15 protein-coding genes are annotated in these 16696 nt (G+C 73.1%); 12 read left to right on the top strand and 3 right to left on the bottom strand.

The features are described from left to right. Positions 1-16: 16 nt before the first annotated feature. Both IE287_RS34040 and IE287_RS34035 read left to right on the top strand, forming a co-directional pair. Positions 17-751 (top strand): response regulator transcription factor, encoded by a 735-nt coding sequence (locus IE287_RS34040; protein WP_189853135.1) that lies wholly within the window; start codon positions 17-19, stop codon positions 749-751. Further along, positions 748-2172: a sensor histidine kinase gene (locus tag IE287_RS34035; RefSeq protein ID WP_189853134.1), complete on the top strand. Its 1425-nt coding sequence runs from the start codon at positions 748-750 to the stop codon at positions 2170-2172. The genes IE287_RS34040 and IE287_RS34035 overlap by 4 nt, the downstream gene beginning before the upstream one ends. Positions 2173-2175: 3 nt before the next feature. On the opposite strand, the gene IE287_RS34030 is transcribed toward IE287_RS34035, so the two are convergent. From IE287_RS34030 to IE287_RS34020, 3 genes are all read right to left on the bottom strand, one after another. Then, positions 2176-2724 carry a mycothiol transferase gene (locus tag IE287_RS34030; protein ID WP_189853133.1) on the bottom strand — a complete coding sequence of 183 codons (549 nt, stop codon included), beginning with the start codon at positions 2722-2724 and terminating at the stop codon, positions 2176-2178. Positions 2725-2800: 76 nt separating this feature from the next. Further along, the gene (locus tag IE287_RS34025; protein ID WP_189853132.1) at positions 2801-3661 is read right to left on the bottom strand and encodes a phosphatidylinositol-specific phospholipase C; all 861 of its coding nucleotides are present in this window, start codon (positions 3659-3661) and stop codon (positions 2801-2803) included. Positions 3662-3798: 137 nt separating this feature from the next. Next, positions 3799-5601 carry a bifunctional metallophosphatase/5'-nucleotidase gene (locus IE287_RS34020; protein ID WP_189853131.1) on the bottom strand — a complete coding sequence of 601 codons (1803 nt, stop codon included), beginning with the start codon at positions 5599-5601 and terminating at the stop codon, positions 3799-3801. 161 nt (positions 5602-5762) lie between these two features. On the opposite strand from IE287_RS34020, the gene mshD reads away from it, so the two are divergent. From mshD to pstA, 10 genes are all read left to right on the top strand, one after another. Continuing rightward, entirely contained in the window at positions 5763-6692 is a 930-nt protein-coding gene (gene mshD, locus IE287_RS34015; protein ID WP_189853130.1) for a mycothiol synthase, read from the top strand. Between the two features lie 87 nt (positions 6693-6779). Then, complete coding sequence (locus tag IE287_RS34010; protein ID WP_189853174.1) at positions 6780-7172, top strand: GntR family transcriptional regulator; 393 nt, start codon at positions 6780-6782, stop codon at positions 7170-7172. Further along, positions 7169-8020: an ATP-binding cassette domain-containing protein gene (locus IE287_RS34005; RefSeq protein ID WP_189853129.1), complete on the top strand. Its 852-nt coding sequence runs from the start codon at positions 7169-7171 to the stop codon at positions 8018-8020. The genes IE287_RS34010 and IE287_RS34005 overlap by 4 nt, the downstream gene beginning before the upstream one ends. Further along, the gene (locus IE287_RS34000) at positions 8017-9000 is read left to right on the top strand and encodes an ABC-2 membrane transporter-related protein (protein WP_189853128.1); all 984 of its coding nucleotides are present in this window, start codon (positions 8017-8019) and stop codon (positions 8998-9000) included. The genes IE287_RS34005 and IE287_RS34000 overlap by 4 nt, the downstream gene beginning before the upstream one ends. Before the next feature lie 244 nt (positions 9001-9244). After that, positions 9245-11506 (top strand): RNA degradosome polyphosphate kinase, encoded by a 2262-nt coding sequence (locus IE287_RS33995; protein WP_189853127.1) that lies wholly within the window; start codon positions 9245-9247, stop codon positions 11504-11506. Continuing rightward, positions 11493-12503, top strand: coding sequence for a CHAD domain-containing protein (locus tag IE287_RS33990; RefSeq protein WP_189853126.1), 1011 nt, complete (start codon positions 11493-11495; stop codon positions 12501-12503). The genes IE287_RS33995 and IE287_RS33990 overlap by 14 nt, the downstream gene beginning before the upstream one ends. Continuing rightward, complete coding sequence (locus IE287_RS33985; protein ID WP_189853125.1) at positions 12500-12949, top strand: NUDIX hydrolase; 450 nt, start codon at positions 12500-12502, stop codon at positions 12947-12949. Before IE287_RS33990 ends, IE287_RS33985 begins: the two co-directional genes overlap by 4 nt. A 443-nt stretch (positions 12950-13392) precedes the next feature. Next, the gene (gene pstS, locus IE287_RS33980) at positions 13393-14529 is read left to right on the top strand and encodes a phosphate ABC transporter substrate-binding protein PstS (protein ID WP_189853124.1); all 1137 of its coding nucleotides are present in this window, start codon (positions 13393-13395) and stop codon (positions 14527-14529) included. A 109-nt stretch (positions 14530-14638) separates the two neighbouring features. Further along, a complete protein-coding gene (gene pstC, locus IE287_RS33975; protein WP_189853123.1) occupies positions 14639-15622 on the top strand; it encodes a phosphate ABC transporter permease subunit PstC in 984 nt (327 codons plus the stop codon). Beyond that, positions 15619-16692 carry a phosphate ABC transporter permease PstA gene (pstA, locus tag IE287_RS33970; RefSeq protein ID WP_189853122.1) on the top strand — a complete coding sequence of 358 codons (1074 nt, stop codon included), beginning with the start codon at positions 15619-15621 and terminating at the stop codon, positions 16690-16692. Before pstC ends, pstA begins: the two co-directional genes overlap by 4 nt. Positions 16693-16696: the final 4 nt, after the last annotated feature.

The raw sequence follows: 16696 nt of genomic DNA, 5'->3' as shown, positions 1-16696 counted from the left end.
ATGGGACGCTGGCCCCATGAGCAGCGGCCAGCCGAACGACTCCGAACGCATCCTCATCGTCGACGACGAGCCCGCCGTGCGCGAGGCCCTGCGGCGCTCCCTCGCCTTCGAGGGCTACGCGACGCGGGAGGCCGTCGACGGGGTCGACGCGCTCGCCGTCATGGAGTCGTACGCCCCCGACCTCGTCGTCCTCGACGTGCAGATGCCCCGCATGGACGGGCTCACGGCGGCCCGCCGGATCCGGGCCGCCGGATCGACCGTGCCCCTCCTCATGCTGACCGCCCGCGACACCGTCGGCGACCGGGTCACCGGCCTCGACGCGGGCGCCGACGACTACCTGGTGAAGCCCTTCGAGCTCGACGAGCTCTTCGCCCGCATCCGCGCCCTGCTGCGCCGCAGCTCCTACGCCGCCCCGTCGGCCGCCCCCGCCGACCCGGCGGACCTGCTCTCCTTCGAGGACCTGCGGATGGACCTGGCGACCCGCGAGGTGACCCGCGGCGGGCGGCCCGTCGAGCTCACCCGCACCGAGTACACGCTCCTGGAGATGTTCCTGGCCCACCCCCGGCAGGTCCTCACCCGCGAGCAGATCCTCAAGGCCGTGTGGGGCTTCGACTTCGAGCCGAGCTCGAACTCCCTGGACGTGTACGTGATGTACCTGCGGCGCAAGACGGAGGCGGGCGGTGAGCCGCGCCTCGTCCACACCGTGCGCGGGGTGGGGTACGTGCTGCGCGGCGGAGGCGGGACCGAATGACCCGGCCCCGCACCCCCCTGGCCTGGTTCCGCTCCCGGCCGCTGCGCTCCCGCCTCGCCCTGCTCACCGCCTTCGCGGTGGCCGTCGCGGTCGCCGCCGTCTCCGCCGCCTGCTGGTTCGTCACGCGGGCGCAGCTGGAGAGCGAGATGGACACGGGGCTGCGCAACACCCGGATCGACCCCCGGGAGGTGCAGCGCCTGAGCACGATGTGCCGGCTGGGCGAGACGCCGCCGCCGGTCGCCGCCTCCTTCACCGCCCAGATCATCGACTCGGCCGGCGGGGTCTGCACCTACGGCCGGGCGGCGCTCCCGGTCGGCGAGGCCGACCTGGCGGTGGCCCGGGGCACGGTCGCGAGCGTCCTGCACACGGTGAAGGACGCCGACGGGCGCGAGATGCGCGTCTACACCTACCCGCAGCAGGGTCCGGCCGGCCTCGCGGTCTCCGTCGCGCGGCCGCTCGACGAGATCGACAACTCGCTCTCCACGCTGGGCTGGGTGCTGCTGCTCGTCTCCGGCATCGGGGTGGTCGGCGCGGGCGCGGCCGGGCTGTGGGTGGCCAGGACCGGGCTGGAGCCGGTGGACCGGCTGACCGGGGCGGTGGAGCACGTCGCCGCCACGGAGGACCTGACGGTCCGGATCCCGGCCGAGGGCGAGGACGAGATCGCCCGCCTGTCGCGGGCCTTCAACCAGATGACCGGGGCCCTCGCCAGCTCGCGGGACCGGCAGGCGCGGCTGATCGCGGACGCCGGGCACGAGCTGCGGACGCCGCTCACCTCGCTGCGGACCAACATCGAGCTGCTCGCCCGCAGCGAGCGGACCGGCCGGGCGATCCCGCCGGAGGACCGGCGGGCGCTGATGGCCTCGGTGAAGGCGCAGATGACGGAGCTGGCGTCGCTCATCGGCGACCTCCAGGAGCTGGCCCGGCCGGACGCGGTGCGCCCGGGCCCGCTGGAGGTGGTGGCGCTCCACAACGTGCTGCGGTCCGCGCTCGACCGGGCGCGGCTGCGCGGGCCCGAGCTCACCTTCGCCACCGACCTCGCGCCCTGGTACGTGCGGGCGGAGCCGGCCGGGCTGGAGCGCGCGCTGGTCAACGTGCTGGACAACGCGGTGAAGTTCTCGCCGGCGCGCGGCACGGTCGAGGTGACGCTGATGCGCGGCGAGCTGACGGTGCGGGACCACGGTCCGGGCATCGCCGCCGACGAACTCCCCCACGTCTTCGACCGGTTCTGGCGCTCCCCGTCCGCCCGCAGCCTCCCCGGCTCCGGCCTGGGCCTGTCGATCGTGGCCCGGACGGTGAAGCAGACCGGTGGCGAGGTGACGCTCGCCCCCGCGCGGGGCGGCGGCACGGTGGCGACGCTGCGCTTCCCGGGCGCGCCGACGCCCCCGCCCGAGCTGGAGGACGGGCGCGGGGAGGGGGCGTGACGCCTACTGCCCCACCCGCCCGTCGACGCGCTCGCGGAGCAGGTCGGCGTGGCCGCAGCGGCGGGCGTACTCGGTGATCTGCAGGGTGGGGAGTTCGCGGAGCCGGGTGCCGTCGGGGGTGCGGGCGCCGAGGTCGGGGGCGGCGGCGAGGCACGCGTCGGTCGCCCCGGCCTCCTCCTTCCAGCGGCGCAGGGCCTCCTCGACGACGGCGGGGTCGGCGACGGCGCCGGTCCACTCGCCCTCGCGGTCGTCCGGGGTCCGGTAGATCCGGGGCGCCGCCTCGCCGGCGAGGCGGCGGAAGTGCCGCTCGTCCTCGGCCATGTGCCGGACGAGGCCGAGCAGGGACATGGCGGAGGGCGGCACGGAGCGGCGGGCGAGCTGCTCGGCGTCCAGCCCCTCGCACGTGAGCTCCAGGGTGAGCCGGAAGTGGCGCAGGGCGTCGAGGAGCGCGCCGCGCTCGTCGGTCACCGCCGTGCCGCCGTCCGCGCGCGGGTCCTCGCCGGGCTCGGCCCACATGTCGGTGTGGACGGTGGCGGTGGTCCACCGCCGCATCCCGGTCCCGCCCGCTGTTCTCCATGCGGGCACGGTCGTACGGGGGCGCGGTCGGCGCCACCGCGTCGTCCGCGGCTCAGTTGTGCCGCAGCAGGGCCTCCACCAGGCCGGACCGGGTGGCGGGGAAGTCGAGCGGCACGATGCCGAGTCCGGTGCGGCCGGCCGCCCAGGAGCCGTCCAGGAAGGTGTGGACGCGCGGGTTGAGGTTGTCGGAGTTCCAGCGGGGCGGCAGTCCGGCGGAGGTGCTGACGAAGTTCACGTACAGCGGTCCGGGCCGCTCGGCGGCGGCGCGGAAGTGGGCCTCGATCCTGGGGTACTTGGCGGCGGGGAGCGCGTTCCAGTCGTCCTGGACGGCGAAGTACCGGGAGTCGGCCCAGCGCAGGCCGGGCAGTCCGCCGTTGTCGGCGAGGAGGACCACCCGGCCGCGCGCCTCGCCGAGTGCCGGGAGCCCGTCGCCGATGCGGAAGAGGGAGCGCCAGCCGCGCCGGTCGAGGTAGTCGTCGAAGACGCTCCGGAAGGTGGCGTCGGACTCCTCGGAGTACTCCTGCTTGACCCGCATGAGCACGGTCTCGGAGGGGTGCGCGGCGAGGAAGTCGCGGCAGGCGACGAGGACGTCGCCGAACATCGCGTTCTGGTAGGCGGCGCCGTGGTGGATGGCGAAGGAGCCTCCGGTGACCCGGCAGCGCACGTCGAGGAAGCGCACCCCGCTGTCGAGCTGCTGCGCGACGGTGGTGGTCTGGCACTGCGCCCACGGGCCGCCGAAGCGCGCCCCGGAGTCGTGGGTGCCGGGGATGGTGAGCCGCGCGAGCGCGGTCCCGTCCCCGTGGGCGCCCATCCACGCGCGCGTGTCCACGGCCGCGGCCCGCGCCGGGGGCGCTCCGGCGAGCAGTGCGGCTCCGGCCCCGAGGGCCCCGGTGAGAAAGCGTCGTCGCTCCATGGGACCGGATGATGTCAGGTCCGCGTCAACATGCGCCAGGGCGCGGAAGCCGCGCGGAGAAGCGGGAAAGGGGGCCGCCCTCCGCCGGACCGGCGGAGGGCAGCCCCCTTCTCCGAGGGCTCGGCGGGAGCCGAGGACTAGCGGAGGACCGTGATGCGGCCGACCGCCGGGGCCCGGAGCGGCTCGGCGGGCGACGAGTTGGCCGTCAGGTAGGCGATGAAGACGTCCAGGTCCGAGGCGCCGACCAGCTTGTTCGCGCCGGCGGCCAGGACCGGGAAGCCGTCGCCGCCGCCCGTGAGGAACTCGTTCATCGCGACCCGGTAGCTCTTCGACGGGTCGAGGGGCTCACCGTTCAGCCGCACCGAGTCGACCACGATCCGGTCGGCGCCCGCCTTCGTCGTGTCCAGGGTGTAGGTGAAGTTCTTCGACACCTGGAGGATCTTCGGGGCCGCCAGGTTGGCGCCGCTGACCTGCTGCTGGAGCGCCGTGACCAGCTGGGCGCCGGTCAGGTCGACCACCGTCATCATGTTGGTGAACGGCTGGACGGTGTACGCCTCGCCGTAGGTCACCACGCCGTCGCCCAGGGTCAGCGGCGCGCGGACGCCGCCCGGGTTCATCAGCGCGAGCTGGGCGCCGCCCTTGTCGGCCGGGGACAGGCCCGCCAGCTGCGCGTCGGCGATGAGGTTGCCCAGCGGCTTCTCGTAGACGTCGATGGGGTTCTCGATGCTCTCGGCGATGTGCCCGACCGGACGGTTCGCGATCGGCGCGGCCAGGGCCTTCCACCGGTTGATCAGCTTGGTGATCTTGCCGTGCGCCCCCACGTCACGGGTGACGACGTGGTTAGCGGAGGCGACGGCCGTGCGGACGATGTCCTTCGTCCGACGGTCGTAGGTGAGCGTCGTGTCGGTGTAGAGCCGGCCGAAGGAGGCCGCCGAGGTCACCGTGCGCGGCTTGCCGGACGGGTCCGGGATCGTGCACGCGTACGCCTGGTGGGTGTGGCCGGTGACCAGGGCGTCGACCTGCGGGGTGACGTTCTTGGCGATGTCGACGATCGGGCCAGAGATGCCGGCGCCGGCGCCCGGGGCGTCGCAGTCGTAGTTGTACGCGCCCGAGGCGGGCAGGCCGCCCTCGTGGAGCAGGGCGACGATCGACTTCACGCCCTTGCGCTCCAGCACCTTGGCGTACTTGTTGATCGTCTCGACCTCGTCGCCGAACTTCAGGCCCTTGATGCCCTCGGCGGAGACGATGTTCGCCGTGCCCTCGAGCGTGACGCCGATGAAGCCGATCCGGACGCCGTCCTTCTCCCAGACGAAGTACGGGTCGAGCAGCGGCTTGCCGCTCTTCTCGTCCGTCACGTTGGCCGTGAGGTACGGGAACTCCGCGCCCTCGAAGCGCTTGCCCTCCTCGAAGCAGCCCTCGGTCGGGTGGCAGCCGCCGTTCTGGATGCGGCTCAGCTCGCGGGCGCCCTCGTCGAACTCGTGGTTGCCGACGGAGCTCACGTCGAGCTTCATCGCGTTCAGCGCCTCGATGGTCGGCTCGTCGTGGAAGAGCCCGGAGAGCAGCGGCGAGGCGCCGATCATGTCGCCGGCGGCGGCCGTGATCGAGTACCGGTGGCCCTCGCGGGCCCGCTCCAGGTGGGTGGCGAGGTACTCGGCACCGCCGACGTCGGGGACCAGCTCGGTCGAGCCGTCCGCCTTGAGGCGCGTGAGCCGGCCCGACGAGCCCGTCGGCGGCTCCAGGTTGCCGTGGAGGTCGTTGAAGGACAGCAGCTGGACGTCGACCATCCGGCCCCAGCCCTTGCCGTTCGTCCCGTGGCCGCCGTCGTCCGACTGCCCGGCGCCCGCCGGCATCGCGGCGACGAGCGCCCCGACCGTCGCCAGCCCCGCGCCGACGGCCAGAATGCGCCGTCCGGCCTTGCTCTTCCTGCGGTTCACTGCCATCTCTCCCGTGGTCCCCTTTTCCCCTTGCCCCGATTCGCGGCTTTGATCGTTCCCCCGTCCTGCGGACGCAGCCTAGAGTCAACGCGCGTAGCGCAACAGGGGGTAGCCGGTTACAAGACAGTTGCCACCGGCTGACGGAGTGTTCGCCGTAGGCTCGTCCCATGACTTCCGACGCGGCACCGGCCCTCGAACCGGGACGGCAGATCCAGACGTACGACGAGCTCACCCCCGAGCAGGTCCGGGAGGTCATGGACCTGCTCGCGGCCGCGGACCGCGCCGACGGCGTGCACGCCGTGTCCGAGCAGGGCCGCCTCTACCTCCGCCACGGGCGCCGCGAGGGGGTGCGCCACTTCCTGCTCACCGTCGGCCCCCGCCTCCACGGCTACGCCCAGCTGGAGGAGACCGACCCGGTCGAGGCCCCCGCCGCCGAACTGGTCGTCCACCCCGACCAGCGCGGCCGGGGCCACGGGCGCGCGCTCGGCTCCGCCCTGCTCGGCGCCTCCGGCAAGCGGCTGCGGGCCTGGGCGCACGGCGGCAAGCCGTCCGCCCGCCACCTCGCCCAGGTCCTCGGGCTCACCCTCTTCCGCGAACTGCGCCAGCTGCGCCGCCCGCTGGCTCCCCTGGACATCCCCGAGCCGGTCCTCCCCGAGGGCGTGACCCTCCGCACCTTCGTCCCCGGCCGGGACGACGCGGCCTGGCTCGCGGTCAACGCGGCCGCCTTCGCCCACCACCCGGAGCAGGGCTCGCTGACCCAGCGGGACCTCGACGACCGGATCGCGGAGCCGTGGTTCGACCCGAAGGGCTTCTTCCTCGCGGAGGACGCCGGCGGCCGGCTGGTCGGCTTCCACTGGACGAAGACGCACGCCGAGGAGCGGCTCGGCGAGGTGTACGTGGTCGGCATCCTGCCGGAGGCGCAGGGTGGTGGCCTCGGCAAGGCGCTCACCGCGACCGGCCTGCGGCACCTGGCGGCGGAAGGGCTGCCGACGGCGATGCTCTACGTCGACGCCGACAACACGGCGGCGGTGCGGGTCTACGAGGGGCTGGGCTTCCGGACCCACGAGGTGGACCTGATGTACCGCTCGGAGTCGTAACGCCTGTTTCCCAGGGGGCGGTTGACACCGCCCCCTTCTTTCCACCACCCTTTCACTACTTGATTAGTGAAAGGGTGGTGGAAGGACGTGGTCGAGTACCGCATCGACCGGCGCAGCGGCGTCGCCACCTACCTCCAGATCGTCCAGCAGACGAAACAGGCCCTCCGGATGGGCCTCCTGGAGCCCGGCGACCGACTGCCCACCGCACGCGAGGTCGTCGAGGCGACGGCCATCAACCCGAACACGGTCCTCAAGGCCTACCGCGAACTCGAACGCGAAGGACTCGTCGAGGCCCGCCGCGGCCTCGGCACCTTCGTCCGCGCCACGCTCGGCACCACCGCCCCCGCCGACTCCCCCCTCCGGGGCGAGCTCGACGCCTGGGCCCGCCGCGCACGCGCCGAGGGAATGGACCGCGAGGACGTGGCGGCGCTCTTCACCGCCGTACTGACACAGCACTTCGAGGGGGACGACGAAGCATGAGCACGACCACCGAGGGGATCGCCCTGCGGGCGGACCACCTGGGCATGAAATACGGCGGACGCAGGGGAGGATGGGCCCTCAGGGAGTGCGCCTTCGCCCTCCCCGCCGGCCGGATCTGCGCCCTCGTCGGCCCCAACGGCGCCGGCAAGTCCACCCTCCTCGCCCTCGCCGCCGGCCTGCTGCGGCCCACCGAGGGCACCCTCGACGGCCCCGCCCGCGACGACCTCGCCTACGTGGCCCAGAGCAAGCCGCTCCACCCCCGGCTCACCGTCGCCGACACCCTCCGCATGGGCCGCGAGCTCAACCCCGGCCGCTGGGACGAGACCGCCGCGCTCCGGGTGATCGAGGGCGGCGGCTTCTCCTCCGACACCCTCGTCCACCACCTCTCCGGCGGCCAGCGCACCCGCGTCGCCCTCGCGCTCGCCCTCGGCAAGCGCGCCGGACTGCTGCTCCTGGACGAGCCGATGGCCGACCTCGACCCGCTCGCCCGCCACCAGCTGATGGGCCTGCTGATGTCCGACGCCGCCGAGCGCGGCACCACGGTCGTCATGTCCTCCCACATCCTCACCGAGCTGGAGGGCTCCTGCGACCACCTGATGCTGCTCGCCCGCGGCGCCGTCCGCCTCGACGGCGCCGTCGACGACCTCCTCGCCGCGCACACCCTGCTCCGCGGCCCCGTCGGCGACCTGGCCCCGCACACCGTCGTCGACACCCGCACGACGGGCCGTCAGCTCACCGCGCTGGTCCGCCGGGAGGGCCCGGTCGAAGGCCCCTGGGAGACCTCGGAACCCTCCCTGGAGGAACTCCTCCTCGCCCACCTCCGCCACCCCGAAGGAGCCGCCGCGTGAGCACCCTCGCCCTCAAGGGCCCCGCCTGGGTGACGGTCCGCCAGTACCGGCGGACGCTGTGGCTCGCCCTCGCCCTCGCCCTGCTCGCCCTGGCGGTCGTCGCGGGGCTGCGGATCTGGACGGCGCAGGACCCGGTGGCCCCCGCGGAGGACGGCGTCTGGATCGCGTCCCCCTACAACGACGGCTACCTCAAGCTCCGCTGGATCCTGGAGTACGTCGGTTTCGCCGCCATCGCCCTCCCCGGCGTCGTCGCCGCGGTGGTCGCGGGCCCGATGGTGGCGCGCGAGTACGAGTCGGGGACGTACCAGCTCTCCCTCACCCAGTCGGTGAGCCCCACCGAGTGGCTCCGCTCCAAGCTCACCGTCGCCACCGCCTTCGCGGCCCTCGCCGCCCTCGCCGTGATGGGGATCTACTGGCTGGGCCGGCTCGGGGTGCGGCAGGGCTGGGACTACCACTGGGGCCACCCCGGGACCTACGCCGCCTCCGGCATCACCGTCTTCGCCCACGTCCTCGCCGCCGTCGCGGTCGGCGCGCTCGTCGGCCAGCTCGTCCGCCGCACCCTCCTCGCCATGAGCCTCGCGGGTCTGGTGACGGGCGCGGTGCTGGCCGCGTTCAGCGCGTACCGCTGGTCCCTGCTGTCGACGGAACGGGTGACCGGCCCCCTCCACTCCGGCCCCCGGATCACCCCGGACGACCTCCACATGGGTTCCGGGATGCTCACCCCGGCCGGCACCGACTTCGACCCGTCGATCTGCTGGAACGAGGTGCAGCAGGCCCCCGGCGTGGACACCCAGGAGGGGCTCTGGGACAAGCTGACGAACCAGTGCTACGTCCGGAACGGCGTGACCACCGAGTACGTCGAGTTCCACCCCTCGTCCCACCTCTGGCCCACCCAGCTCATCGAGACCGGCATCGTCCTCGCCCTCGCCGCCCTCGCCGCCCTCGCCGCCTTCCGCGTGCTCCGCGCCCGGCATCCCTAGCGAGGATTCACCCGCACGGGTGCATCGGGGGCCGGGGCCCGTCACAGGCCCCGCCCCCGATTCCCGTACGTCATGTCGCCGTCACCCGCCATTCAGACGCGCTTGCGACGCTCACGCAATGAAGCGATCCGTGACCACGCCCGGCGGGGTGATCTCTCCGGGAGGGCTCCCCAAGGGGAGACTGCCCTCCCCCACGGCCCGCTCCGACGCGCCCGAGGACCCGTTCACGCGGAAGAATGGGCCCATGAGCCAGCAGCCCGCCGAGGTCCCGGTCCAGACCTCCGCCACCGCGTCCCCGCAGCCGTCCCTGGGTTCCATAGCGGCCCACCGCCCGCACGCCAAAAGCGGCGGGGCGGGGAGCGACCTGGAGCCCGACCTGGACTCCGACCTCGACGCGTACGAGGTCTACGCCGGGGACGACGACGGCGACGGCACCGGCGGGGAGCTGCCCCAGAACCGCTTCCTCGACCGCGAGCGCAGCTGGCTCGCCTTCAACGAGCGCGTCCTCGAACTCGCCGAGGACCCGTCGACCCCCCTCCTCGAACGGGCGAACTTCCTCGCGATCTTCGCCTCGAACCTCGACGAGTTCTTCATGGTCCGGGTCGCCGGCCTCAAGCGCCGCATCGCCACCGGCGTCGCCACCCGCTCCGCCTCCGGCCTCCAGCCCCGCGAGGTCCTCGACCTCATCTGGACCCGCTCGCGCGAGCTGATGGCCCGTCACGCCGCCTGCTACCAGCAGGACGTGTCCCCGGCCCTGGCCGACGAGGGCATCCACCTGATCCGCTGGCCCGACCTCACGGAGAAGGAACAGGCGCGGCTCTTCACCCTCTTCCGGCAGCAGATCTTCCCCGTCCTCACCCCGCTCGCCGTGGACCCGGCGCACCCCTTCCCGTACATCTCCGGGCTCTCCCTCAACCTCGCCGTGGTCGTCCGCAACCCGGTCAGCGGCCACCGCCACTTCGCCCGCGTCAAGGTGCCGCCGCTGCTCTCCCGCTTCCTGGAGGCCTCCCCGCAGCGGTACGTGCCGCTGGAGGACGTCATCGCGGCGCACCTGGAGGAGCTCTTCCCCGGCATGGAGGTGCTGGCGCACCACATGTTCCGGGTGACCAGGAACGAGGACCTGGAGGTCGAGGAGGACGACGCCGAGAACCTGCTCCAGGCCCTGGAGAAGGAGCTCATGCGGCGCCGCTTCGGCCCGCCGGTCCGCCTGGAGGTCGAGGAGTCCATCGACCCGTACGTGCTCGACCTGCTGGTCCGCGAGCTGAAGATCTCCGACGCCGAGGTCTACCCGCTGCCCGGCCCGCTCGACCTCACCGGCCTCTTCGGCGTCGCCTCGCAGGACCGGCCCGAGCTCAAGTACCCCAAGTTCGTCGCCGGCACCCACCGCGACCTCGCCGAGGTCGAGTCCGCGTCCGCGCCCGACGTCTTCGCCGCGCTGCGCGAGCGGGACGTGCTCCTGCACCACCCGTACGACTCCTTCTCCACCTCCGTCCAGGCCTTCCTGGAGCAGGCGGCGGCCGACCCGGACGTCCTCGCGATCAAGCAGACGCTGTACCGGACCTCCGGCGACTCCCCCATAGTCGACGCCCTCATCGACGCCGCCGAGTCCGGCAAGCAGGTCCTCGTCCTCGTCGAGATCAAGGCCCGCTTCGACGAACAGGCCAACATCAAGTGGGCGCGGAAGCTGGAGGAGGCCGGCTGCCACGTCGTCTACGGCCTCGTCGGCCTCAAGACCCACTGCAAGCTCTCCCTCGTCGTCCGCCAGGAGGGCGAGCTGCTGCGCCGCTACTCGCACGTCGGCACCGGCAACTACCACCCGAAGACCGCCCGGCTCTACGAGGACCTCGGCCTGCTCACCGCCGACCCGCAGGTCGGCGCGGACCTCTCCGACCTCTTCAACCGGCTCTCCGGCTACTCCCGGCGCGAGACCTACCGGCGCCTGCTGACCGCGCCGAAGTCGCTCCGCGACGGCCTGGTCTCCCGCATCACCAAGGAGATCGCCCACCACCGGGCGGGCCGGCCCGCCTACGTGAAGATCAAGGTCAACTCGATGGTCGACGAGGCCGTCATCGACGCCTGCTACCGGGCCGCCCAGGCGGGCGTCCCCGTCGACATCTGGGTCCGCGGCATATGCGCCGTCCGGCCCGGCGTCCCCGGCCTCTCGGACAACATCCGGGTCCGCTCCGTCCTGGGCCGCTTCCTGGAGCACTCCCGGGTCTTCGCCTTCGGCAACGGCGGCGAGCCCGAGGTCTGGTTCGGCAGCGCCGACATGATGCACCGCAACCTGGACCGGCGCATCGAGGCCCTGGTCCGGGTCACCGACCCCGCCCACCGGGCGGCCCTCACCCGGCTCCTGGAGACCGGGATGTCCGACACGACCTCCTCCTGGCACCTCGGCCCGGACGGGAACTGGACGCGCCACGCGACCGACCCCGAGGGCAAGCCGCTGCGGCACGTGCAGGAGATGCTCATCGACGCGCGGAGGCGCCGGCGTGCACAACCCTGACCCCACGCAGTCCCCGCAGGCCGCGCGACCGACGCGTGACGCGACCGCGGGCGAAGTCCTCGCCCCCTACCTGCACGCCCGGGCCGCGGACTTCCTCCGCGGCCTGCGGCAGCACGGCGAGAGCGGCGCGGACACCTCCGGAGCGGAGGAGGCCGCCGGCACCCTGCGGGCGGCCGCCCGCCGCATCAGCGGCAGCCTGCACACCTTCCGGCCCCTGCTCGACGCGGCCTGGGCCGACCAGCTCCGCACCGAGCTGGCCTGGCTCTCCGGCACCCTCGCCCTGGAACAGGCCTGCACCTCGCGGCTGGTCCGGCTGATGGACGCGCTCCACCGGCTGGCCGGCGGCAGCGGCCCGGTGCCGGCCGCGCGCGGCTCGGAGAGCGCCGGGCTCACCGTCGGCGCCGCCCGGGCCGGCGCCCTCCTGGAGCGGCAGCTCACCCTGGCCAGGACCCGCGCCCACTCGGCCGCCCTCCAGGCCCTCGGCTCCTCCCGCTTCCACGCCCTCGCCGACGCCGTCGCCCTCCTCGCCTCCGAGCTGCCGCTCGGCCCGGCCGGGACCGCGCCCGCCCCCGAGGTCCTGGACGCCTCCGCCTCGGTCGCCCGCCGCCGCCTCCTCGACGCGGTCGACGCCCTGCCGCTGACCCGCGCCGCCCACCCGTACAACGCGGAGGCGCTCGCCCTCGCCGCCGGCGAGAGCCAGGACGCGCCCTGGCACCACACCCGCCTCCTGCTCCGGCTCCACCGGTACGCGACCGAGGTGACGGCCCTCGGCCCCGAGCCCGACACCCCGCTGTACGAGGCGGCCCGGGCCCTCGACCGGCACCGCGACGCCGCCGACGCCGCGGCGGCCGCGGCGGCCGCCGCCCGCACCCCCCGCATCGCCCCGGCCACCGCCTACGCCCTCGGCGTCCTCCACGCCGACCAGCGCCACGAGGTCGAGGCCGCCCGCTTCGCCTTCCAGCGCGCCTGGCTCACCGCCGCCGTCCCGGTCCCGTGACCTCCGCCCCGCCCCCCGTCCTCGCCGCCGGCTGCGTCCTCTGGCGCCCGGTGGCCGGGGCGGGCGGCCCGGACATCGAGATCGCCCTCGTCCACCGGCCCAAGTACGACGACTGGTCCCATCCGAAGGGCAAGCGCAAGCGCGGCGAGAGCGCCGAGGCGTGCGCGCTCCGCGAGGTCCTGGAGGAGACCGGGCAGCGCTGCGCGCTGGGTGCCCGGCTGCCCACCGCCCGCTACCTGGTCGACGGGCGGCCGAAGGAGGTCGTCTACTGGGCGGCCCGGGCCCTCGGCGGCACCTTCGTGCCGGGCCGGGAGGTGGACCGGCTGCGCTGGCCCGCCCCGGAGGAGGCCCGCACCCTCCTGACCCAGCCACGCGACCGCGAGCTGCTCGACGCCTTCCTGGCGACCGCCGCGCCCCCGCACCGACAGCCACCCGACGCCTGCTAGCCCCTCTCCCCGCCGCACCGGCCCCCCTCCCCGCCGCACCGGCCCGCCCACCGGCCGTCCGGCCCGGCCCGCGGAGCACGGGCGCCGCCCCGTACCGGCCGCGCCCCGGAGCAGTACCCCGCCGTACCGGCCCCGTCCCCGGAACCGTGCCCCGCCGCCCCGTACCGCCCCGGTCCCGCCCCGGCCGGCCGGTCCGCGCGGGCACGGCGTCCCGTGCCGCGCGGGCGCGCCGGACCGGCACCCCGTGCCGGGCCGCACCGTGGCTTACGGCACGGTTCACCTCGCGTTCACTCTCCACGGCTGACGGCTTCACCTGATCTGCCTAATTTCGGCCTTACGCGGTGCACGGAGCCTGACGATGCACCCACAACCCGACACGCGCCGCCCTCGACGCAACGGACACCCGGTCCGGACACGGCGGCCTCTGGAAGGAACACCCGAAAGTGAAGCTTTCGCGCAAGAACGGGCTTCGCGCCTCCGCGATCGGTGCCCTCGTCGTCTCCGGTGCGCTCGTCCTGTCGGCGTGTGGCTCCGACAACAACACCGAGCCCACCAAGGGCGGCGAGAAGACCTCCGCCGCGGCGTCGAACATCAAGTGCGACGGCGCCAAGGGCCAGCTGCTCGCCGCGGGCTCCAGCGCGCAGAAGGGCGCGATGGACCTGTGGGTCAAGAACTTCCAGGCCGCCTGTGAGGGCGTCGAGGTCAACTACCAGGCCATCGGCTCCGGTGGTGGCATCACCAAGTTCAACCAGGGCCAGGTCGCCTTCGCGGGCTCCGACTCCGCCCTGAAGGACGAAGAGGTCGCCGAGTCGAAGAAGATCTGCAAGGGCGGCACCGGCGTCAACCTGCCCATGGTCGGCGGCCCCATCGCCATCGGCTACAAGCTGGAGGGCGTGGACAACCTCGTCCTGGACGCCTCCACCCTCGCCAAGATCTTCGACAACAAGATCACCAAGTGGAACGACCCGGCGATCGCCAAGCTGAACCCGGGCGCCAAGCTCCCCGACTCCTCCATCCAGGCCTTCCACCGCTCGGACGAGTCCGGCACCACCCAGAACCTGGGCAAGTACCTCTCCACCGCCGCTCCGGCAGACTGGAAGCACGACCCGAAGACCAAGTCGTGGCCGGCCCAGGGCGGCCAGGCCGCCAACGGCTCCTCCGGCGTCGCCACCGCCGTCAAGGACGCCGAGGGCTCCATCGGCTACTTCGAGCTCTCGTACGCCACCGCGAACAAGATCTCCACGGTCAGCCTCAACACCGGCGCCTCCGCCCCGGTCGCGGCCACCTCGGAGAACGCCTCCAAGGCCATCGCCGCAGCCAAGGTCAAGGGCACCGGCAACGACGTGGCCCTCTCCCTCGACTACGCCACCAAGGCGGAGGGCGCCTACCCGCTCATCCTCGTCACCTACGAGATCGCCTGCGACAAGGGCAACAAGGCGGAGACCCTGCCGACCCTGAAGGCGTTCCTCAACTACACCGTCAGCGACGAGGGCCAGAAGGTCCTCGCCGACGCCGGCTACGCCCCGCTCCCGGCCGAGATCGCGGCCAAGGTCCGCGCGATCGTCCCGACCCTGTCCTGACCCCCGGCCGGGGGCGGCCCCCCACCTCCCGTGGAGGTGCCGCCCCCGGCATCCGGTGCACCGCCGCCAGGATCCGTACCCCGTACGGCTCCGCAGACCGGAGAAACCGATGGTTACCACCACACCACCAGCAACGGACCGGAACAGGAGCAGGCGCGCCAAGAGCGCGGCCCGCCCCGGAGACCGCATCTTCAGCGGCCTCTCCAAGGGATCCGGCATCACCCTGCTCGTCATCATGGCCGCGATCGCGGGCTTCCTGACCTACCGCGCGGTCCTCGCCATCTCGAAGGACAGCGTCAACTTCTTCACCACCTTCGAGTGGAACCCGGCGGGCGACCCGCCGGTCTTCGGCATCGCCGTCCTCGCCTTCGGCACGATCGTCTCGTCGGTCATCGCCATGCTCATCGCCGTGCCGGTCGCCATCGGCATCGCGCTCTTCATCTCGCACTACGCCCCGCGCAAGCTGGCCAAGCCGCTCGCGTACGTCGTCGACCTGCTCGCCGCCGTGCCCAGCATCATCTACGGCCTCTGGGGCGCGATCTTCCTCGTCCCGTACCTGGACGGCCTCAACAAGTGGCTCGACCAGTACCTGGGCTGGACGTACATCTTCGACAAGTCCAGCGACGGCGTCGCCCGCAACATGTTCACCGTGGGCATCCTGCTGGCGATCATGATCCTCCCGATCATCACCAACGTGACCCGCGAGGTCTTCCTCCAGGCCCCGAAGATGCACGAGGAGGCCGCGCTCGCCCTCGGCGCCACGCGCTGGGAGGTCGTCCGCATGGCGGTGCTGCCCTTCGGCCGCTCCGGCATCATCTCCGCCTCGATGCTCGGCCTCGGCCGCGCGCTCGGCGAGACCATGGCCGTCGCCGTGGTCCTCTCCCCCAGCTTCCTCCTCTCCGGCCACCTGCTCGATCCGGGCGGCGGCACCTTCGCGCAGAACATCGCCGCGAAGTTCAACGAGGCCAACGAGTTCGGCCGGGACGCCCTGATCGCCTCCGGTCTCGTCCTCTTCGTCATCACCCTGCTGGTCAACGGCGCCGCGCGCATGATCATCGCCCGCCGCAAGGAGTACTCGGGGGCCAACGCATGAGCCACGCCGTCCAGGAACGCCCGGTCGCGTTCGCCAAGCCCCGCGGTCCCCTCTCCCACGCCCGCCTCCCGCGCTGGACCCCGATCGCCGTCGCGGCGGGCTCCGTCGCCGCCGGCGTCGGTATCGGCCTCCTCGCCGGCTGGCACAGCAAGGTGCAGTGGGGCCTGGTCTCCGCGCTCCTCTTCGTCCTGGCCACCTACGCCGTCACCGCCAAGGTCGAAGGCGCCCGCCAGGCCAAGGACCGCGTCGCCACCAGCCTCGTCTGGGTCAGCTTCGTCCTCGCCGTCGTCCCGCTGCTCTCGCTCGCCTGGGTGACGGTCAGCAAGGGCATGGAAGTCCTCGACGGCTACTTCCTCACCCACTCGATGAACGGCGTCCTCGACGCCGAGGCCGGCGGCGGCGTCTACCACGCCCTCCTCGGCACCATCGAGCAGGTCGGCATCGCGACCCTGATCGCCGCGCCGATCGGACTGCTCACCGCGGTCTACCTGGTCGAGTACGGCACGGGGAAGCTCGCCAAGGCCGTCACCTTCTTCGTCGACGTCATGACGGGCATCCCGTCGATCGTCGCCGGCCTCTTCATCCTCGCCACCTGGAACCTGATGCTGGGCTTCGGCCCCTCCGGTTTCGCCGGCGCGATGGCCCTCGCCATCCTGATGATGCCGGTCGTCGTCCGCTCCACCGAGGAGATGCTCAAGCTCGTCCCGAACGAGCTCCGCGAGGCCTCCCTCGCCCTCGGCGTCCCGAAGTGGCGGACGATCCTGAAGGTGGTCCTGCCCACCGCGATCGGCGGCATCACCACGGGCGTCATGCTCGCGGTCGCCCGCATCACCGGTGAGACGGCCCCCGTCCTGCTCCTCGTGTTCGGTACGAAGCTCATCAACCCGAACCCCTTCGAAGGCGCCCAGTCCTCGCTGCCGCTCTACGTGTACGAGCAGTACGCGGTCGGCACCGACGCCGCCGTGGCCCGCGCCTGGGCCGCCGCGCTCGTCCTGATCGCCTTCGTCATGATCCTCAACCTGGTGGCCCGCGGCATCGCCCGCTGGAAGGCCCCGAAGACCGGCCGCTGACCGC

The organism is Streptomyces omiyaensis (assembly GCF_014650895.1).
GTDB lineage: Bacteria > Actinomycetota > Actinomycetes > Streptomycetales > Streptomycetaceae > Streptomyces > Streptomyces omiyaensis.
Note: the sequence above shows the minus strand (reverse complement) of the source record. Positions and strands in the feature narration are given on the sequence as shown.